We start from the raw sequence: 20,888 nt of genomic DNA, 5'->3' as shown, positions 1-20,888 counted from the left end.
AGATCAAAATTCTCATTGAAATGCTATATTTGCTGTTAAAAGTTACAATATCTTAACGCGTGGTGCTAGTTAAATCGTTCTAGACAATAAGCCAAATTATAAGCTAAAATTGCAATTTCCAACCGGCTTTGAAAGCCTATCAGACTACGTGCTCGATTGTTCTCGGCATTGTAATAGGTCAGAAGCGAAAAGTCGCTTTCAATTGTTCTGCGAATAGCCATCAATTGATGATCATTGTGCTTTTTAGCTCCTGTCATATTTTTACGATATGGTGTCCAAAGTTCATAACCCATTTGTTTTAGCTGTTGATGCAGTTCTTTGCCTAAATAGCCTTCGTCGCCAAGAAGATAGTAATTAGATGGATGTGCATTTTCCATCAGTTCAACTGTCTCCTTGGCATCATGAACTGATGCTTTTGTTACGACATAATCAAGAATGTAACCGTCATCGCTAACAATGGCATGAACTTTGAAACCATAGAAGTAAATTTTCTTGGTGGCCTTATAACCAATGTTGGCATAACCGCGAAAAATTTTAGCACGATAGTTGCGAATTGGTTGGCAAACAGGTACCGGAAAGCTGTCAATGATCAAGAAATGTCCATTCAGGTCAACCTTTTTATTCATTTCTTGCCGTATCTGATAAATCAATTGCAATAGCTGACGTGAACGCCGATTAAAACGTGAGTGTGATAAACAATTGAAACATTCACAGAATCTTCTTTGTGATTCAATTCCTGTCTTAGCTTGCCAGATAAGTAAAGCCAAAATCAGACTGTCCGTAGTTTTAATTTGATCAATATTTCGCCGATGAGTAAACTCAGCCGGTGCATACAAACGATACCAGTGCCGACAAATTATCACTAAATCTTTAAAACTAACTTGTAAATGGTGGCTAAAACGCTTAAGCTTAAGGCAGTTCAATCAGATCAGACTCTTTTCTATTATTACTATTTACAAGTCGAGTCTAACAAGATTGGACTTTTTTATTAACTAAAACGATTTAACTAGCACCACGCGTAATATCTTAATAAATTTTATTTACCAAAAATAAAATGCAGTCGAATTCCTTAACCTTTGCTTGATCGAAAGTCTATTTATCATTAAAACTAACTCTTAGAAATAGTCTTTGCAGTAAATATTCTGCCACAAAGAATTACAATTAGCGGTGTAAAAATTGCAATATAAGTGTCATTAATGCCAAATGGATCACCTAATAAATACCATACTGTAGTTAAAACTGTCGTACCAATCAACGCCACGTTAGCCACTTTAGTATTGTTAAAACTTGGTAAATAGAAAGCTAACACTGCAACAATTGCAATAGATACTCTTAAAGCTTTAGCGAAAAATGATAATGCCAGAACATTTGGAGTCATAAACATGAAAATCAACGGCAATAATCCTACAATAACTGAGATTATTTTTGTCACATGTAGTTGTTTTTGAGGTTGTGGCTTCCAGTGTGGTACATAAAAATCATCTACTATCAAAGCAACTATGGCCAAAGAACAAGCACTAACTCCAATAAAAACACTAGCCAATAATCCAATGGCAGCAATCGTAGCCCAGATAGTTTTCATATGACCTAAAAAGACAGGTAGAGCATACAAAGGATTTAAGTGGGGATATAAATATCTAGCACAAACACCAATGAGTCCTAACCCTATACCAAACGGAACAACTAGAGCAGCTGCCCAGAAAGAAGCTTTTTGAGCAGCTTTAGCTGATGGCGTCGATGCGATTGCTTGAGCAATAAATTGGGTTGAAAAAATAGCTCCAGTCGAAGTTAAAATCCAGCCAATAATTGTTCCCCAACCAATTTTACCAGTTAAGCTAAAATAATATGAAGGTAATTTAACTGTCATTTTATGCACACCATGAGTGAGAACTAATGCAACTGCAACGATAATTAAAACAGAACAATATTTAAAGAAAGTATGAATCATCGTCGTTTTGGCAACACTTTTCATTCCCCCAATACTGAAATATATTGTACTAACAATAGCAATTATGATCATTGAAATTTGTAGGTTTGTTCCTAAAATTTCATGTAAAACACTAGCTCCACTAAAGTAAGTATTCAAATTCAACATTAACATCGCATAAATCATGATAATAGAGACAATTATTTGTGATGACCTACCATACTTCTGTTTAATAGCACCAGAGATTGTAAAACTACCCGTATTATAAAGTCGCTTAACAAAGAAAAGACCATAAAGGACAAAGCCTATTGCTGCGGCAAAAACTGACCAAGCTGCTGCAAATCCACTGCTATAAGCTCTTTGAGCAGTACCTACCACAGCCATAATTCCGTTATAATTTGAGAATAGCATGACAGCAACAACAAAGTAGGGGATTCCCTTTCCACCTTGCATGAATTCAGAATTTGAGTGACCACTCCACTTGTAACTCAAGTAAGAAGTAAGCAAAATATAAAGGATAACAGCGGTTAGAATAATTATTGAAGTATTTGAGTTTATAACCGACATAATATTCTCCTTCTAAAAAAGGCATTGCTAGTTGATTTTCAACCTAACAACGCCCTTTCTAGTCTACACTAGCAGTTAGAATTTACTCATATCAACTTTGTCTAATCCACTAGCTGCAACACCTTCAGCAATAGTCTTCTTACTTTCATCAGTCAAAGGAAGAACTGGCTTACGCATGTGAGCATTATCAAACACACCACGATCAACCAATACTTGCTTTAATCTGGCATGAGCTTCACCAGAAGGTTGACCACCACGATAAATGGCACGCTCTACTGGGAAGATCTTGTCATCAATGTCATGTAATTCTTGACATGTACCTGTCCGATAAATCTTAAATGCCTTTGAAATCAATTCTGGAATACAACCAGCAAAACCTAAAATAGCTCCGTCCATCCCTGGGAATAATGAATTACAAATAGTTTCATCATGACAGGTAAGTAAAGCAGTATCTGGAGATTCTTTTCTTAAAGTTCTAACTTCTTCTTCATAAACAGATTGTACACGAGTTCCCATCTTGATCCCTTTTACGTGAGGGATTTCAGTGCACATCTTAATTAGCGTATCTAATGGATAGAAAGCCTTGGTAGTTGCAGGATATAGGTGAATAATAATATCAATATCAGCACCTTCAGCAACATCTTTAACCCATTCAAATGGTGACTTGGGATTCATACCAAATCTTAACCACATATGAGGTGGCATTAACAGAATGGCATCAGCGCCAGCTTCTTTAGCATCTTTAGCAGTTTCAATAGCATCTCGAGTATTTTCACTACTTACACCAGATACAATAGTCATCTTATCGCCGACTTCATCAGCAGCAATTTGGGTAACACGCTTACGTTCTTCACGACTTAAAGCGGTGATTTCACCAGTGTGTCCATTAGTTACAATGCCTTGAATTCCGTCATCATAGAAAGTTTCAAGCCAATCTAAATACTTTCTAAATTCTGCTTCTTTAATTGTGTCATCGTCGTTCATTGGAACAGAGATAGCTGGAAAAATAGTTTTAAAGTTCTTTGTCTTAATCATTTTAAGTTCTCCTTTAGCACGTTTGACGCTTATTAAATGCTGTATTTAGCACTTGATGTTGAAGAGGTAATTTTTCAAGCTTTTCGATTCTAGAAATCAAGAGGCTTAATGCCCGCATTGAGATGCTTTCTATTGGAAACGCGGTATTACTTACTTGCGTTTGATATAGACTGCTAACACTGCAACCTGCTAAGCTAATTACTTTAACTTGATTTGGCACATCTAATTTTTGTTCTTTTAGAAAGTGCATTGCACCTAACGCTTCAGTATCATTAGCGACTAGCAAGCCATTAACTTTTGGATACCTCTTAAGAATTTTAGCTGTAAGATCATATCCAGCTTGTTCAAAAGATTTAGGATATTCATTTAAGCTTTCAGCAATTATTTCTTTACTTTGTTTATTCATCACTTTTTCAAAAGCTGCTAGTTTATCCTGATAAGGTTGATCAGTAATTGAGCCATTGATTAATGCAAGATTAGTAGCTCCGCTTTCCAACAGATTATCAACTGCAATTTCAACACTTTGTTTATAATTAACTGAAACACTATCTATTTTTGAGTCAACATTTCTAAAAATTTGCATAACTGGCATCCCACCCGCTTGAATATCTTCAAGCAAATGATTATTACCACCCGTTGAAGTGATGACAATGCCATCAACTAATCCATTTCTCATTCGCATGAGTAATTTGCGCTCTTGCTGAGAATCATCATTTGAAATTGCAATGATTATCTTATAATTAACAGCATTGGCATTGATTTCAGCTTTTTGAACAAAATCCATAAAAATGTTGTACTGCAAATTAGGAATGATAATACCAATGGTCTTGGTTTTGCCTTGTTGGATTGCTTTCCGTAATAAATCAGGATCATAGCTCAGTTTTTTTGCTGCTTCAAATACTTTTTTCTTAGTATCAGGATGCACATATACTGAACCATTTAAAGCTCGTGATACTGTACTCTCATTCACATGAGCTAATTTGGCAATATCCTTTAATGTGACCATTGATTTCACCCCATTCTAATAATCAATAGTAGTTCGTAAAGGCTTAGAATCATTCTTTCAAGTAGGCGCTTACATTTCCTTTACATGTTTTATAATATGCTCCCTGCTTAATAAAAGCCAGCTTTTCAAGTATTTCTGCATTTTCTTGCAGAAGTATTTTGACGGTTAAACTTTTTAAGTAGCAATAGAGTAGAAGGCGCTTTCAAGCTCGCCCCCCTTTCACTGCTCGGACGTATGTTTCCATATCTGGTGCTACATTTGTAATTATTTACGAACTAAATAGTATTCCAGCGGATTGACTAATCCTGGGCGGTCCGCTTTGCTTATGCCCAATACTTTTGGGCTAAGCAAAAAGTTAACTACATGACCGGTACTGCGTTTATACCAACCCAAGCGGTATTAGCTACTTTATGTATATCTTCATCACTAAAGTTACACCTTAAGGCCTTGTTTATCCGCATCAAGTTGGTATATTCTTTTGGGCAGTTTCCATTGCTTAACAATGACTACTCAGACCTTGTGCCGCAGCCATTGTCCAAATTTATCCATAAAGGTATTCATTGTGCCAATACCAAAGTAGTTGATCCAGCCTCTGACCACTTGATTTATCTTAGTAAAGACTAATGATAGAGGTTGAGCAACTGCTTTATGGCGACTCAACAATTCTCTAATCTTGTCATAAAACTTGGCTTTACGGTCGTCTCCCGGCTTTGCTTGCCAGTTTTCGCCCGTTTTCCAGAAGGTAAAGCCTAGGAAATTGCTCTTCGTTGGTCTAACTACTTTAGTTTTAGTAGTGTTAACTTTTAAGAACAGTTTTCTTTCTAGCCATGATGTAATTGACTTCATCACGCGCTTAGCCGATTTACCACTCTTGACGAAGATATTGCAGTCATCGACATAGCGAACAAAGCGCAAGCCTCTTTGTTCCAATTCCTTGTCCATTTTATCTAAATAGATATTGGATAGGATTGGCGAGAGCGGTCCACCTTGCGGTACGCCAAACTTTCATTGGACTAAATGAATGTCATGCCCGACACACTTCAAAAAGCCACGCTGTTGAGCGTGGCTTTATATATTTTCTCTATTTTCCACTCAAATTAAGAGCTATTTGAGAAATCAAAGTATCCATGAAATACATACCGAAAAAGACAAATAATGCCACAATTAAGATCTTCCATGAAATCTTTGATAAATCCTTCAATCTATGAGTTACTGAAATTCCAGCAAAGGCTAATACCGATGTAGTTAATGATAAAAAATCTACTGCATTAATTACACGAACACAATATGGACTAAGCAAACAGAAAACTAATGAAACGATAGACACCCAGCCTAGAATGGGAAATCCTCTAACAATCTTCCACGGAACTCGTTTCATTAACATACTGATAATAATGCCAATCAGAGAAAACAGCCATAATAGACCTAGGCCGGCAAAAGTATCAGGTGTAATTGGGGTGCTCTTAGGATTTTTTACTAACTTAATCCACTGAACAAATAAAACTAAACTAACACTAAGCAATAAAATTAATGCATCTCTACCTAATTTATAAAAATTATTTTCTCTAATCATGTTCTGGGTATACTTCTTTCTTTTTATCAAGCAAACTAGTCAAGTGAACATACATGAATCTTTGCAAAGGAACTGCGAGGAAATACATAATATAAGTTCCAATAAAACTAGTTAACAACTGACTTGCTGCCGCAAATGATAGAATCGTCTCACTATGTTTAGGAACCAGAGCTGCTAAAGCTGAAGAAGCTGCAGTCATCATAGAACTTGATCCTACTCCAGAACTCATCGCAACAGCTTGATAACTAAAGCCCATCCCCAAAAGAACTGGTGCTAAAATTGAGAAGACAATCGAACCAAAAATTGTTCCAATTAAGTAAATACCTAGGACTCCTCGACCTTCCGGTGAATCTAGCGTATATTTTTCACTAATATAGGCTAGTTCTCCTTCTCTGCCTAATCCCAATGTTGAGCCAATGGCCTCTTGTCTTAATCCTAGTAATAAAGCTACTGGTAGTCCAAATAAAATTGTGCCTAAATTACCTAACTCATGAATGAGAAATACCCAACCTACTGATAAAATTTCATTAATCTTAGGTGCAACATTTGCTCCATAACGTGCCATTAGTGGCAACATTATTAAAATCATATATTTTCCAGCAAACTTTACTCTTTTATCATTGTAGAGTTGCTTAATCGGCTTTAATGGAAGTAAATAAATAATAATCGCTAAAATAACTGCGAATACTAATGGTAGAATTGAAACTTCAATTTTACCAATTTTGAAAACCTGCATCCCAATCAGCTCGGCAATAGTATCAATTAATAATACTAAAATAATTAATGGACCATAGACCTTCAAAGATCTCATTTTACTTCTCCCATTTTATTTAACTCTTCAAGATATTCCTGTTTTGTTCTACGATAAGCTTCGATTTTATCTAAATTATTTGAAATTTTTAGAATACAGTTAAAAACGAATTTTGGAAAAAGATCCAACACAAATATTGGATCAACTAACTCAAAATCAACACCATGGATTGTCCCATTCCAACCACCATATCCAATTTGAATAGTTGGCATTAGAAAACTTACATCTCCAATGTCTCCAGCCGCCATCGTATAACCACGATTTTCAATTAAACCTGGAATTTCATCACTATCCAAAAATGTATTTTTAACTAATGCATTCATATCTCTATTAGAATTTAATGGCAAGTAGCCAACTTGAATTTCCTATTGATAATTTCCACCTAAGGCAGATGAGCAACCAGCTGCTGCTGTAGTAAATTGTTGCATCAACTGATGAGCGTACTCAGCATCAAAATATCGTAAGTCAGTCCCCATTCGAATATGATCTGGAATTACATTAATTGATTCAGTATTTTCACCTATCCTCACCGGATTAAATCTAATTTGATTAGATTCCTTCAGTTGTTGACGCTTAAAGGCTAGAGCTGTGGTAAACAAAGTTGCGATACTTTGAGCATTAATTCCTGCTTCAGGAGCAAATGCAGCATGACTAGCTTTACCTAAAAAATCGAAATATTGAAAATTAAAACCTGCTAGATCACAATTAATCTCGATTGTTCTTTGATCAAAATTTTCACCTATAGCATGAACTGAGACACAGTAGTCGACATCATCAAAGACACCTAATTTAATTGCTTCTTGTTTACCACCAAAATAAGTGATTTTTCCTTCCGCTTTCTGTTTTTTGCGCCACTCCAAATCAACAAATTCTTCAGCCGGTGTAAAAATAAATGCTAAGTTAGCGCCAAAATCACCAATTCGTTTATTTTTCACTAGTTCATTCATAATCGCTAAAGCTATTGTCACCTGAGTATAATGGCCACAAGCTTGAGCTGCTCCTGTTTCACTATCAGCATTTCTATGCCCCGGCTGGTATAGTGAATCTAGTTCTGCAATAATTCCAATAGTCTTAGTTTGGTGATTATTAAACACCACTTTTATCCCTGTATTGCAGAAATGTTCGACTTTTACCATAGGAGTGATTTCATGAATAGCTTCTTCTATCGCCTCAGAAGTTTTATACTCCTTATATCCCAACTCCGGATTATTTAGTAGATAATCTGCTAATTCCCGCATTCTTGGATAGTATTCTTGAAAGCTCGACATTCAATTCCCCACTTTTTCAAATCATCAATATTACATTTGATGGTTTAAATAGTACAGCGATATTCAAGCTAAAGCAAGAACAATTTTCAATTATAATAAATAAATAGTTCGTATTTTAAATAACAATAAGCATAAATAAAGCATCACTTACAAGAAAAATCTCACAAGTGATGCTTTATTTGTAGTAAAAAATATTTAGAATTTACGTAAACCATGTTGGTAAACTTGCTTGTCTTTTTGGCCGACTGCAGCAACATTTTCTAATGGATTCTCTCGTAAAACTAAGAAATCCGCATATTTGCCCACTTCAAGTGAACCATATTCTTGATCAACCTTAAGCAATTCAGCACTACCCAAGCCGCCTGCTCTTAAAGCTTGATAATTTGTGGCTCCTGCTCTAACCAATTCCACTAATTCATTAGGTGTATCAGAGAAGCGATTGAAATATGTTCCTGCGTCTGTCCCCATTGCCAGTCTCACCCCCTCCTTGATCGCATGGCCGACATGATTATAAAAGTCATCAACTACTGCACACATCTTGCGGTATGAGAACTCAGGTACAACATCTTTTCCATGAACGACGATTGTCCGACCTGCAGTCAATGTTGGTGACAAAAATGTACCTTGTTTTTTCATCAAAGCCAAGTCATTATCATCTAAATAAAAACCATGTTCTACAGAATCAACTCCTGCAACAACTGCATAATGAATACCAAGTCGTCCCTCGGCGTGAGCACAAACTGTCATATGCTTGGAATGAGCCTCTTCTACTGCCATCTTCATTTCTTCAAGCGAAAGCTCAGTATCATCTACTTCATCCCCAAGTGACATAATTCCACCGGTAGCCATCAACTTGACATTTTTTGCACCTTTGGTAAATTGTTCTCGGACTGCTCTACGCATGTCCTCTGGACCGTTAACCAAATGACTAGCATTTTGCTCTCCATTTAACCCCACCTTGAAATCACCATGTCCGCCGACAATTGACATTGTCATTCCAGTTGGCATCACTTGAGGACCTTCAAAAGGATACTGCTTGCGCATCTGCACTAATTTACAGTCAACATCAAAAGATGTGCCACAACTACGAACATAAGTCACACCAGTTTGTAAAGCTTCACGCAGATCCCGCAGTGCTGCATAAGTAGTCGAAGCTTCAGTAGTCGGAAATTTTTTCTTCAAGTCAGAATCAAGCCCCATGTGAGTATGTGAATTAAGCAAACCGCTCATCACATATTTCCCTTTAAGGTCAACTTGTTTGTCAAAATCTGCTGTGCATTTTCCCTTACCTTGATCGGTCAATTTACCTGTTTCATCATCAACGACAAACCAAGCATTATCTACTAGATTATCTTCATTACCAACGAATAAATTACAATTTACAAAAGCTGTTTTAGTCATTATTTTTCTCCTAATTATTACTTACAGATGCATCCTTAAAGCTGAAATTACCACCCAAGAATTCTACATTTTTAACACTTGGTCGAACCATCCAAGCTTGACCATCATGGAATAATGGCGTCAATCCTTGTTGATCAGTTAAAACACGTTCTGCATTATACAAATCTTCTAATCGCTTAGTAGGATTTAATTCCTTATCTGAATTATTCATATACTTGTCAAAATCTTTGTTAGACCATTTACCGAAGTTATAACTTTGTCCTGTCATCATTGTGTGCAATTGTGAATTAGGATCTAAATAGCCCGAAGTCAATCCAGTAAAGACTGCCTCGAAATCACCATTGAGCATTTTCTTAACTCTAGTAGTCTTCGGCATGCTTCTAACAGTTACATCAACTTTTTTGCCAAAGGTATCTTCTAACTGGCTTTGCACAAACTCTAAAACCTTTTTAGAAACGTCATCATCGTCACCCATTAAGGTAAAGGCCAACTTATTCTTACCCAATTCTTTTAATGCTCTATCATAAAGTTTCTTAGCGCCTGCAGGGTTATAATTCATATATTTATTAGCTGGATTTTTGCTTTCAACATACTGGTCAAAATTCTTACCATCAACATATTCATTTGGTCCAGCAAAAGTTCGAGCTACGGTATTAGCACCACCAACTGTTTTAGCCAATTGAGCTCGGTTAAGTGCCATTGAAACTGCTCTTCTAAAATCGACATTAGCTAGTTCTGGATGCTTGGATACATTGAAAGTCAAGTATTCAGTTCTATCTAGTTTATAGACTGTATAACCAGATTGACCCTTCAGTCTCTTTGAAGCCTGAACATCAAGATAGGCACCATCTAATTTGTTAGCCTGATACAGATTGTAATCAGTTGAAGGCGTCTTTTGTACACTATAATTAACCGTCTGCAATTTAACTTTATCTTTGTCCCAATATTGATCATTCTTTTCTAGCTTCCAGTTAAGACTTGAACCAGTCCAGCCTTTTTGAACAAATGGACCATTGTAAACCATATACTTAGATGCAGTCCCATATTTTTTGCCTAATTTTTCAACTACACGTTTATTTTGCGGATTCCAACCAACTGACAAGGCTTTAAAATACGGTACGGGATGTTTTAAGTGAACTACCAATTCATATTTACCCTTAGCTTCAACACCTAAAGTCGACGGAGCTTTTTTCCCAGCTAAAACATCATCTGCATTAACTACATTTGACCACTCATTTTGCTGTTGTGATTGTGTCTTAGGATCAAGTGTCCGTCTTAAAGAATAAACAAAATCTTCAGCGGTCACTGGATCACCATTAGACCACTTAGCATTCTTTCTTAAAGTAAAAGTCCAGGTCAAACCATCTTTACTCTGATTAGTTTTAGTAGCCACACCAGATACAACTTTACCCGCGTTATTCAGTCTATTGAGCCCTTCAAAAACATTAGATGCCTGTTCACTACCAGTTGTATCTACCATCTTTGAAGGATCCATAGTTTGGATTTCTGAGGTAGTCATCCAGGTCAATTCTTGTTTAGGTGCTTTAGCACCAGATTTGCTTGATGAACATGCAGATAAAGTACTTACGCCTAAAAGTGCTACTACAGTCGTGCCAAATAAGTGCTTCAATGTTTTTCTCATTTTTATCTCTCCCATAAGTCAAAAAAATTAACAACAAGCTTATGATAATAAAAAAACGCCCTACTAGATCAATTGATCTAATAGGGCGTCTTCAACGCGGTACCACCTATTTATTCGTAGAATAATACTCACAAAAATTCTACCTCATGCACGTGCGGCTGATTCTATCAAAATCAGCGATACGTCGCCGCTATAGAGGGCGGACCCTGAAAATGCTAATATCGCACTTTCAGCTCAAAGGTGATTTTCACTTAATTCATCATTATCTTCTTCCACCAACCGAAGACTCTCTGCAAATCATTTCTTAAGTTACTTTCCTTATCAAAGCTCATTTTTTTATTTGTTGTAAACAATAATATCATGTATTTTTAATCTGTCAATTATTTTTTTATTTTTTTCAATTGTTAAAAATAAAATGATCAATTGCCTCGGCAACTGCACCATGATTATTATCAGCCTGAGTAATGTAATCGCATTGCTCTTTCATAGCAGGATTGACATTAGCCACACCAACACCCACACCAGCAGCCTGAATCATTGACAAGTCATTAAAATTATCACCAATGGCAATTGTTTCTTCAATCGACACCCTAAGCTGCTCAGCCAGCTTCATCAGTCCCGCGCCTTTATTGACACCTTTACGGTTAAATTCTAAATAACGATTAGATGAATATGAAATATCCAATTCTTGCGTAATTGGTCCTAATTCTGCTGCAATTCGATGCAAATAATTATTATCAAGACTCTCATAGAGCACCTTGGCAATTTTCTGCCCCTCCAAAAATGACAAGTCTTTATCTTCAATCTCTTTAAACTGGTGTCGTCCCGTCATATAGGCACGTTCATCATCATCGATATGATACGTATATACCATATCTTGAGTGTAAACATGCATGGCAATATCTAGTTCAACCCCATGCCGATATAACCGATCCGCAATTTCATTAGGCAAGCCGTCAAAATACAGCACGCGATTATTCTTATTTTCTGTAATGCTGGCACCATTGAATGAAATCACATATTCATTAGCTGCCTGCTCTAATCCTATTTCCTTTAAAGTATTTTGGACAGAAACGTAGCCTCGTCCAGTTGCAGGAACAAATTTTACACCGTGAGCAACTGCTTTTTGAATCGCTTCTCTATTTTCTACTGAGACATGCGTATCTGCGCTCAACAACGTTTCATCTAAGTCACACGCAATAATTTTATACATCTAGTCACCTCTTCATGCTTAGTTTACCGGAGACACGCAAGCCTAGCAAGGCAACAAATCTTGTAAAATAACATAATTCGTCTAAGTGTAAGCGATTACAAAATAGTAAAAATATTTTTCATTACATAGTTATAATAGACATGCAAGCCTTTAAATAACAGCGTTCTTGCGCCTTGAAGACGGTAAAAAATCATGCTAAGTTAGTGTCAAAAGGATGGTGTTAATAAGATGACAGATAAGATATACACTAATTACTTTATCGAAGATGAAGATTTTGACAAAAACCACTTCCACTACAAGAAATTAAGCATCCCTCAAGGTGTAGAAGCTCAGCCATTAGCTGTCCCTCCAGTTCTTGCACCGGATAAGGAAACTGATACTGATGTCTGGTTCACTCTTGAATCAATTGAAAGCGAAAGCCAAATATTGCCTGGAGCTAAGACCAAGACTTGGGGTTATAACGCTCCTTTGTTAGGTAAAACCATGGTCTTAAAACGTGGCCAGCGAGTTCACGTTACCTTAAAAAATAGTTTACCAGAACTAACAACTTATCACTGGCATGGCATGGAAGTTCCTGGTCCTATTACTGATGGTGGCTGTCATGCCCCTGTTTATCCAGGTGAAGAAAAGCAAATCGAATTCACTGTTAATCAACCAGCTGCCTTAACATGGCTTCATGCTCACCCATGTCCATCCACCGCTGCCCAAGTTTGGATGGGATTAGCTATGGGCGTAGTAGTAACAGATGAAAACGAAGCTAAACTCCCAATTCCTAAAAACTATGGCGTTGACGAGTTTCCAGTTATTTTGCAAGACCGTACTTTCCACAAAGATAATCAACTTGACTATCGCGCTGATTATGATGCAATGGGCGTCTTCGGTGAAACACCATTAATCAACGGCACGGTTCGCCCTTATGTTGATGTAACAACACAAAAGATTCGTTTACTATTCTTAGGTGGGTCTAACCGTCGTGAATGGCGCTTGCACTTTGATGATGACCTAGTTATGACTCAAATTGCAGGTGACGATTCATTTTTGCCTCATCCAATCAAAATGACTAAGATCTTGGTAACACCTGGTGAACGGCTTCAAGTTGTAGTTGACTTCAAGGATTACCATGATGGCGATGTCGTTAACCTTTATACTGATGATTTCAAACTAATTGAATTTAGAATTCACAAGTTTGCACCTGACAACAGTGTTATTCCTGATACATTATTCAAACCAGAAATTCCTGAAATCGCTGAAGATTTGCCAGTTCGTAAAGTAACTATGGATGATCACAACAAGATAAACGGCAAGCAATTCGCAATGCAGCGGATCGATATGAAGCAACAAGTTAGTCATGCTGAATACTGGGACGTAACTAATACCAACTCTAAGGAACACGGTATGTTGCACCCATTCCATATTCACGGCACACACTTTACAGTCGTTTCACGTGATGGCGAAAAGCCATTTCCAAATGAATATGGTTACAAAGACACCATTCCTGTCAGACCAGGTGAAACCGTCCGCTTGCGTGTAGAATTCCCACAAACTGGAGTCTTCATGTACCACTGCCACATTATTGAACACGAAGATGCCGGAATGATGGCTCAAATAGAAGTATTCGATCCTAAACACCCAAAGACATACAAGTTAATGGATATGAAGACATTAACCGACGCCTTTGCTAAAGAAAGAGGCATTAAACCTGAAGATGTGTGGATGCCAGGAATGGATACCGAAGGTTGCGGCATGGAAGTTGACAGCAGTTCTGGTGCTAGTCAAAAATAAAGGAGCTTCAAAATGTGCTCAGGAATGAATAACTTATTTTGGAAAATTATTTGGGTAATTGTTTACGCCATTACTGCCTACTTTACTTTTACCGGCAAAATGATGATGGCAATGTACTGGATGGCCGGTGGGATGTTGGCTGAATCGGTTGTCTCACTCATTTACTACTTTGTTAATCGACGAAAATAAACTTTTTCTCACTATTTCTTCCGTTACTAACTTTTTAACTAAGTAAAAAAATTTATTTGACAAAATTAAAACGAGATGATAAATTAATAGCAATAATTAAAAAATCTTGATGAATAGAGTAATTATAGCTAGCTTTCTTACAGAGAATTACTGGTTGGTGAGAAGTAAAAGAAACTGCTTAATGAAAATGGATTCAGAATGATTATACTAGTGATATTTAGCTAGTATCGGGGTTGCTCTCGTTAACAATGCAAGCTATTGTTAGATAGCTATTGAGGTCAGTTATGTAAATAGCTGGCAAATAAAGGTGGTAACACGAAGCACTCGTCCTTTGAGGATGGGTGCTTTTTTTGCATATGAGAGAAAGAAAAATGAGAAAAAGAAGACAGCGGAATATTATTATTGGCACCATTGTTAGCTTATTGATTATCGTAGCTGGTTACTTCAGCTTCTTTTGGACGCCAAAAAGCAACGGTCAAACCAAAGTTAGCGTAGGAATCGTTGGTGCCAGCAAAGGTGACATTGCAATCTGGAAAAGCGTTGCTCAAACCGTCAAACAGAAATATGGGATTATTTTAACCACTAAAAGTTTTGATGGTTATGACCAACCTGACAAGGCACTTAAATCCGGTGACGTTGATCTGAATGCCTTCCAGCACTATGCTTTCCTCAACGCCTGGAACAAAGCCAACCATGGCGGAATTACTGCAATCGGTAAAACCTATATCTCACCTATTCGCTTATATTCCAAAAAATATCATAGCCTAAATGCACTACCTGAAGGAGCAACAATTGTGGTCCCCAGCGATCCCACCAATGAATCGAGAGCACTTTTTGTTTTGAAAAATGCCGGGTTGATCAAATTGAAGAAGGGCAAAGTATTGGTCTCTGTTGCAGATATTACTGCCAATCCTAACCACTTCAAGATTAAAGAAGTTGCATCAGAACAAACTAGCCGTGTCATTGATGACGTTGATGCAGCGGTTGTTAACAATGACTTTGCTGGTCCCGCTCATTTAGGTGATAAGCAGACTATTTTTGTAGAACCTTTAAATAAGGATTCTGAACAATGGATCAATATCATTTGTGCCCGGACAAAAGACAAAAATAAGAAAATTTATCAAGAAGTTGTTAAGGCGTATCAAACTAAGAAGACTAAAAAAATTTATAAACGCTACTATGGCAATAAGCAAATTGCAGCTTGGGACGTAAAGCTAAAGTAGACAAAAATAAGACAAGAATTGCAGCAGATGTAATTCCTGTCTTATTTTTTATAATGAATATTACTTATTTTTTCAATTGCTTCAAGTGTTCTTTGATCTTATCTGCAGCAGCTTGCAACTTTTCTTTTTCTTCAGAAGTAAGCTTTAATTCAATTTCTTCCTCAATGCCGTCGCGACCAATAATAGCTGGATAACCAATATAAGTCTTGTATTCAGGATTATAAACTGAAACAGGACAATATAGATGAGCATCGCTAAAGACTGCTTGAACTAAACGAGTAGCACAAGTGGCAATAGCATAGCTAGTATAGCCCTTTCCCTTAGCCACAATAAAGGAATTCTTATTTGATTGTTCACTAATCTTTTCTTGTTCTTCATCACCAAACAATTGGAAAGCAATCTTGTTGTTAACTCTTACCGTTGACCAGGCTGTAAATTGTGAAGAACCATGTTCACCTAAAACGAAACCTTCTACGTTACGTGGATCTTGACCAAGTTTTTCACCAATTATTCTTTGAACTCTTGCAGTATCAAGGAAAGTACCAGTACCAAAGACGCGATTCTTCTTTAAACCAGAAGTTTCTTGCAAAATTTGGGTAATTGCATCACATGGATTAGAAATATTGATCAAAACGCCGTGAAAGCCTGATTCTTTAATATCTGCACCAACTTCTTTGGCATTTCTTGCATTTAATTCAAACTCACCAAAGCGGTCGCCTGTCTTAACTGAAGCCGCAATATCACCAAAAGCGGTAATAATAATGTCAGCATCTTCTAAGCCGTCCCAATCTTGCTTTCGCACATTAACATAGCTATCATTTCTAGCCAAAGTATCATGCAAGTCATTGTATTCAGCATTTACTTTAGCTTCATTTTTATCAATTAAAATCAGTTCGTCAACCATACTGTGCGTAAATAAAGTATAGGCAACGGTTGCACCAACATGGCCCATGCCAATAATACCAACTGTTCTCATTTTAAAATCCTTTCAAAAAAACAAAAAGGAAGATAGTCATAGCTACCCTCCCTTTTTATTATTAGGCTTTAACTTCGTTAATTACAACGTCAAACTTGCCACCAGGAGTGGTAATTGATACGGTTTCACCCTTCTTTTTGCCCAATAAAGCTTGAGCAATTGGTGAATCGTTAGAAATCTTGCCATTCAATGGATCTGATTCATCACTACCTACAATAGTGTAAGTCTCTGGATCATCAGTACCAACTTCAGTATAGGTAATTGTTTTACCAACTGAAACTTCGTTAGGATCAACGCTTTCTGCATCAACAACTTGTGCATACTTAAGCATTTCTTCAACTTGAGCAATTCTATCCTCAAGGTGACTTTGTTCATCCTTAGCTGCATCGTATTCGGAGTTTTCTGACAAGTCACCGAAAGAACGTGCAACCTTGATACGTTCAATAACTTCTGGACGCTTAACTAATTTTAAGTTCTTTAATTCTGCTTGAAGTTTTTCTTTACCTTCAGCAGTCATTGGATAAGATTTTTCAGGCATATTTTTAACTCCTCAGAAATTAATTTTCTTTATCTTGCACTGATCAATAATATTAATTTACGTCAATAATGTCAACCTTTAACGAACTTTAATCGCAAGATCATTTTCAAGAGCAGCAACAATCTTATCCATCGCGTTATTGACAACATCGTCGGTTAAAGTATCTTTTCTGTTCAAGAAGGTTAAGTTGTAAGCAATACTCTTCTTACCAACATCAATGTGAGCACCAGCATAAACATCGATTACCTTAAGTTCAGTTAAGTACTTACCAGCATTAGATTTAATGACGTTTTCAATTTCTTGGTTAGTAACTGGCTTATCAACTAAAAGTGAAAGGTCACGTTGAATTGCTGGGAACTTAGGTGCAGGCACTGCAGTTACGCCCTTAGTTAACATTGGAATAATTGTATCGAGATCAATTTCGTAGCCATAAAGCTCGCTACCACGAAGTGCCTTATCAGCAATCGTTACAGCGTGAGCAATCATTCCGATCATCCCAACATATTGCTTATCAATGTAGATTCCTGCAGTTCTAGTTGGGTGCATCCCCTTAATGCCTTTAGCCTCATAAACCACTTTTTCAGGATCAATACCAATTGCATTGAACAAATTGGTTAACTGTCCCTTAACAAAGTAGAAGTCTACCTTTTGGGTTAAATGTTGCCAATTTTCCGCAAAAGTATTGCCAGAGTAAATAGCTGCTAAATGTTCATGCTCGTTGAATTTACCACCATCATGGTCATAAGTTCTGCCTTGTTCAAATAAAGCTAATTGTGTTTGCTTTCTAGCAAAGTTGTAACTAGCAGCATCTACCAATCCAGTCATCAAATTCTCACGCATTGCAGAACGGCTTGAGTTAAGTGGAGATTGAACTTCAACTAAATCTTTAGGATCTTTAGTGTAACGAGTTGCCTTTTCAGGTGAAGTCAATGAGTAAGAAATAGCTTCCATCAAGCCTTGTCCTTCAACGATTGCCTTCATCCGGCGCATCATTTCTTCTTTTTCTGAGTAGCCACCGTGAGTTTCTGGCAAAACAGGTTGAGTAGATTCAAGATTGTCATAGCCGTACAAACGACCAACTTCTTCAACCAAGTCAGCTGGAATTGAAATATCCCATCTTCTATTTGGTACATGAACAGCTAAGTTGTCACCATCTACATCGACCTTGAAGCAGAGACGATCAAAGATCTTCACAATTTCATCAACTGATAATTTTGTACCTAAAACTTTATCAATATATGAAGCAGTAGTCTTAACCACAACTGGTTCACGTTTTTGATCAGTTGCCTTGAGAATGCCTTCATCAACCGTAGCGTTAGCATCATTTCTAAGCAGAAGGGCAGCCATATTGATTGCCTTTTCAGTCGCATCCCAGTTAACACCCTTTTCGTAGCGGCTGGATGCTTCAGTACGGTTAGCGTGACGAAGAGCTGCTTTTCTTACAAGTGCTGGATCAAAAATGGCAGATTCAAGAATGACATCAGTAGTTTCTGAAGTAATTTCTGAGTTAAGACCACCCATTACACCAGCCATCATCACTGGCTTTTCACCATCAGTAATGATGATGTCATTTGGATCAAGCTCGGCTTCTTTTTCATTAAGCAAAGTAAGCTTCTCACCCTTATTAGCAAGTCTTACTTCAAACTTTCCGTTAGCAAAAGTCTTAGCGTCATAAGCATGCATTGGTTGACCAGTTAACAGCATGATATAGTTAGTAACGTCAACTACATTGTTAATTGGACGAATGCCTGCATTCCAAAGACGACGTTGCAACCAAAGTGGTGAGTCTTGAATCTTAACATTCTCGAGCTTACGTAAGTAAAACTTAGGTGCAAGCTTTTCATCAACTTTAACATCGAGTGAATCTGTCCAGGCTGGACCATCTTCCTTTAAAACCACCTTTTCTTCAACCTTTGGCTTTTGGTCGATAATAGCACCGACTTCATAAGCTGCACCTTCCATGCCTAAAGTATCAGCACGGTTAGGAGTAATGTCGAAGTTCAAAATGTAATCATCCATGCCAAGTGCTTCATATACATCTTGACCAGGTTTAACTTCGGCATCTGCTGGGAATACGTAAATACCATCGACAAATTCTTGTGGTACCACGCTATCGCTAAAGCCGATTTCTTGTAAACCACAGATCATGCCGTAGCTTTCCATGCCGCGGATCTTACCCTTCTTGATCTTTTCATTGCCAGCAATGCGGGCACCATGAAGAGCAACAATCACATCTTCGCCTGCAGCAACATTAGGTGCACCACAAACAATTTGTAAAGGTTCATCTTCGCCGACATCAACGTGAGTTAAATGTAAGTGAGTACCTTCAACGCCTTCACAATCAAGGACATGACCGACAACTAATTTCTTTAAGCCATCCATTGGGTGAATACGGTCAGGAATTTCAACCCCGCTACGAGTAATTTCTTCTGCTAATTCGTATGGATCTTGACCATCTAAATCAAGAAAATCTTTTAACCAGTTATATGAAACTAACATCTATTATCTTTCCTCCTTACGGAATTGTTCTAAGAAACGTACGTCATTGGTGTAGAAGTCACGAATATCATCGATACCGTATTTCAAAATAGCGAAACGATCAAGACCAACACCGAAGGCAAAACCACCATAAACAGTTGAATCAATGCCAGCATTTTCCAAAACATTAGGGTGAACCATTCCGGCACCTAAAACTTCGATCCAGCCAGTGTACTTACAAATTGGGCAGCCCTTACCATCACAGTTAAAGCATGAAACGTCCATTTCAACTGATGGCTCAGTAAATGGAAAGTAGCTTGGACGCAAACGAGTTTCACGATCTTGACCAAAGACATGCTTAGAAATCATTTCTAAGGTACCCTTTAAGTCACTCATCGTGATGTTCTTATCTACTACTAAACCTTCCATTTGCATGAATTGGTGTGAGTGAGTAGCATCATCATCATCACGGCGGTATACCTTACCTGGACCAACCATCTTAAGTGGACCCTTTGAGAAGTCATGCTTTTCTAAAACTCTAGCTTGGTCACCTGAAGTTTGGGTTCTAAGCAAGTCTTCACTATCAATATAGAAAGTAGCTTGCATGTCACGAGCTGGGTGATCTTTAGGAATGTTCATCATTTCAAAACAGTAGTGATCGGTTTCAATTTCTGGGCCTTGCACTACCCGGTATCCCATGCCGATGAAGTAGCTTTCAAGGTCATCCAAGATGATGTTGATTGGGTGCTTAGAACCAAGGTGTGCTTCACGTCCTGGCAAAGTAACATCAATTTTTTCATCTTCAAGCTTCTTAGCTAAAACAGCCTTGACAATCTTTTCCTTAGCTTCGTCTAATTGAGCATTGAACAGGTCACGTAATTCGTTAACCTTTTGTCCAACTTCACGTCTGTTTTCTGGTGCAACTTCGCGCATTGAGTGCAAAATCTTAGTTAATTCACCTTTACGACCAACAAGTTCAACTCTAACATCGTTTAAAGTCTTTTCATCTTTAGCCTTGTTGATTTGGTTAAGCCCTTCTTCGTGGAGCTCTTTTAACTTATCAAATAAGTCCATTAAATCTTTCCTTTCAAAACAAAAAAAGCTCCGCCCCCTCAATAGGGACGAAGCGTCGCGGTACCACCCTAGTTTGGACGCAATACGCCCACACTTAAGTTTTCGTTAACGGTGAAATACCGGAATTGATTAGATCCTACTCCCAAGATGAAATTCACAGCGTTCTTTCTATCTTCTCTTGCAGC

At 37.5% G+C, this 20,888-nt stretch carries 18 protein-coding genes, 1 pseudogene and 3 other annotated features (1 of these 22 cut by a window edge); of the genes and pseudogenes, 3 read left to right on the top strand and 16 right to left on the bottom strand.

The window, feature by feature from the left end; all coding sequences use genetic code 11:
* Nucleotides 1–65 precede the first annotated feature (65 nt).
* The 12 genes and pseudogenes from J6L97_RS03305 to J6L97_RS03255 form a co-directional block, all read right to left on the bottom strand.
* Entirely contained in the window at nt 66–923 is an 858-nt protein-coding gene (locus J6L97_RS03305) for an IS982 family transposase (protein ID WP_118992340.1), read from the bottom strand.
* 185 nt (nt 924–1,108) lie between these two features.
* Nucleotides 1,109–2,494: a sodium:solute symporter family protein gene (locus J6L97_RS03300; RefSeq protein ID WP_057726792.1), complete on the bottom strand. Its 1,386-nt coding sequence runs from the start codon at nt 2,492–2,494 to the stop codon at nt 1,109–1,111.
* Between the two features lie 75 nt (nt 2,495–2,569).
* Entirely contained in the window at nt 2,570–3,529 is a 960-nt protein-coding gene (locus J6L97_RS03295) for a dihydrodipicolinate synthase family protein (RefSeq protein WP_143436825.1), read from the bottom strand.
* Nucleotides 3,530–3,542: 13 nt separating this feature from the next.
* A complete protein-coding gene (locus J6L97_RS03290; protein ID WP_057726793.1) occupies nt 3,543–4,535 on the bottom strand; it encodes a LacI family DNA-binding transcriptional regulator in 993 nt (330 codons plus the stop codon).
* Between the two features lie 264 nt (nt 4,536–4,799).
* Nucleotides 4,800–5,540 (bottom strand): annotated as a pseudogene (locus J6L97_RS11275) (reverse transcriptase domain-containing protein); the annotation flags it as partial.
* 76 nt (nt 5,541–5,616) lie between these two features.
* On the bottom strand, nt 5,617–6,108 hold the full coding sequence (locus J6L97_RS03280) for a hypothetical protein (RefSeq protein WP_005727136.1): 492 nt from the start codon (nt 6,106–6,108) through the stop codon (nt 5,617–5,619).
* Nucleotides 6,101–6,919, bottom strand: coding sequence for a DUF3100 domain-containing protein (locus tag J6L97_RS03275; protein WP_057726794.1), 819 nt, complete (start codon nt 6,917–6,919; stop codon nt 6,101–6,103). The genes J6L97_RS03280 and J6L97_RS03275 overlap by 8 nt, the downstream gene beginning before the upstream one ends.
* Nucleotides 6,916–7,242, bottom strand: a complete 327-nt coding sequence (locus tag J6L97_RS11375; RefSeq protein WP_223876365.1) for a zinc-binding metallopeptidase family protein — start codon at nt 7,240–7,242, stop codon at nt 6,916–6,918. Before J6L97_RS11375 ends, J6L97_RS03275 begins: the two co-directional genes overlap by 4 nt.
* Before the next feature lie 42 nt (nt 7,243–7,284).
* Nucleotides 7,285–8,187: a peptidase dimerization domain-containing protein gene (locus tag J6L97_RS03270; RefSeq protein WP_223876366.1), complete on the bottom strand. Its 903-nt coding sequence runs from the start codon at nt 8,185–8,187 to the stop codon at nt 7,285–7,287.
* A gap of 195 nt (nt 8,188–8,382) precedes the next feature.
* Complete coding sequence (locus J6L97_RS03265) at nt 8,383–9,588, bottom strand: metal-dependent hydrolase family protein (protein WP_023488233.1); 1,206 nt, start codon at nt 9,586–9,588, stop codon at nt 8,383–8,385.
* A gap of 10 nt (nt 9,589–9,598) precedes the next feature.
* On the bottom strand, nt 9,599–11,230 hold the full coding sequence (locus J6L97_RS03260; protein ID WP_057726795.1) for a peptide ABC transporter substrate-binding protein: 1,632 nt from the start codon (nt 11,228–11,230) through the stop codon (nt 9,599–9,601).
* A 78-nt stretch (nt 11,231–11,308) separates the two neighbouring features.
* Nucleotides 11,309–11,564, bottom strand: a binding site (T-box leader).
* 63 nt (nt 11,565–11,627) lie between these two features.
* On the bottom strand, nt 11,628–12,443 hold the full coding sequence (locus J6L97_RS03255; RefSeq protein ID WP_054832873.1) for a Cof-type HAD-IIB family hydrolase: 816 nt from the start codon (nt 12,441–12,443) through the stop codon (nt 11,628–11,630).
* Between the two features lie 228 nt (nt 12,444–12,671).
* On the opposite strand from J6L97_RS03255, the gene J6L97_RS03250 reads away from it, so the two are divergent.
* The 3 genes from J6L97_RS03250 (at nt 12,672) to J6L97_RS03240 (ending at nt 15,637) form a co-directional block, all read left to right on the top strand.
* Entirely contained in the window at nt 12,672–14,225 is a 1,554-nt protein-coding gene (locus J6L97_RS03250) for a multicopper oxidase family protein (protein WP_005723395.1), read from the top strand.
* Nucleotides 14,226–14,249: 24 nt separating this feature from the next.
* Nucleotides 14,250–14,414 (top strand): hypothetical protein, encoded by a 165-nt coding sequence (locus J6L97_RS03245; RefSeq protein ID WP_162252610.1) that lies wholly within the window; start codon nt 14,250–14,252, stop codon nt 14,412–14,414.
* Nucleotides 14,415–14,511: 97 nt separating this feature from the next.
* Nucleotides 14,512–14,749: a binding site (T-box leader), on the top strand.
* Nucleotides 14,750–14,785: 36 nt separating this feature from the next.
* Entirely contained in the window at nt 14,786–15,637 is an 852-nt protein-coding gene (locus J6L97_RS03240) for a lipoprotein (protein WP_023488236.1), read from the top strand.
* A 64-nt stretch (nt 15,638–15,701) separates the two neighbouring features.
* Here the strand turns inward: J6L97_RS03240 and J6L97_RS03235 are convergent, their stop codons facing one another.
* The 4 genes from J6L97_RS03235 to pheS all read right to left on the bottom strand — a co-directional run bounded on the left by J6L97_RS03235 (nt 15,702) and on the right by pheS (nt 20,703).
* Nucleotides 15,702–16,613, bottom strand: a complete 912-nt coding sequence (locus J6L97_RS03235; protein ID WP_005727148.1) for an L-lactate dehydrogenase — start codon at nt 16,611–16,613, stop codon at nt 15,702–15,704.
* A gap of 61 nt (nt 16,614–16,674) precedes the next feature.
* Nucleotides 16,675–17,151 carry a transcription elongation factor GreA gene (greA, locus tag J6L97_RS03230; protein ID WP_005719856.1) on the bottom strand — a complete coding sequence of 159 codons (477 nt, stop codon included), beginning with the start codon at nt 17,149–17,151 and terminating at the stop codon, nt 16,675–16,677.
* Nucleotides 17,152–17,229: 78 nt separating this feature from the next.
* Nucleotides 17,230–19,650: a phenylalanine--tRNA ligase subunit beta gene (gene pheT, locus J6L97_RS03225; protein ID WP_057726796.1), complete on the bottom strand. Its 2,421-nt coding sequence runs from the start codon at nt 19,648–19,650 to the stop codon at nt 17,230–17,232.
* Nucleotides 19,651–19,653: 3 nt separating this feature from the next.
* Nucleotides 19,654–20,703, bottom strand: a complete 1,050-nt coding sequence (gene pheS, locus J6L97_RS03220; RefSeq protein WP_023488239.1) for a phenylalanine--tRNA ligase subunit alpha — start codon at nt 20,701–20,703, stop codon at nt 19,654–19,656.
* 40 nt (nt 20,704–20,743) lie between these two features.
* Nucleotides 20,744–20,888, bottom strand: a binding site (T-box leader); it runs 63 nt beyond the window's last position.

This window comes from Lactobacillus crispatus (genome assembly GCF_018987235.1).
Taxonomy (GTDB): Bacteria; Bacillota; Bacilli; order Lactobacillales; family Lactobacillaceae; genus Lactobacillus; species Lactobacillus crispatus.
The sequence above is the reverse complement of the archived record's forward strand: the minus strand, read 5'-3'. Positions and strand labels throughout refer to the sequence as shown.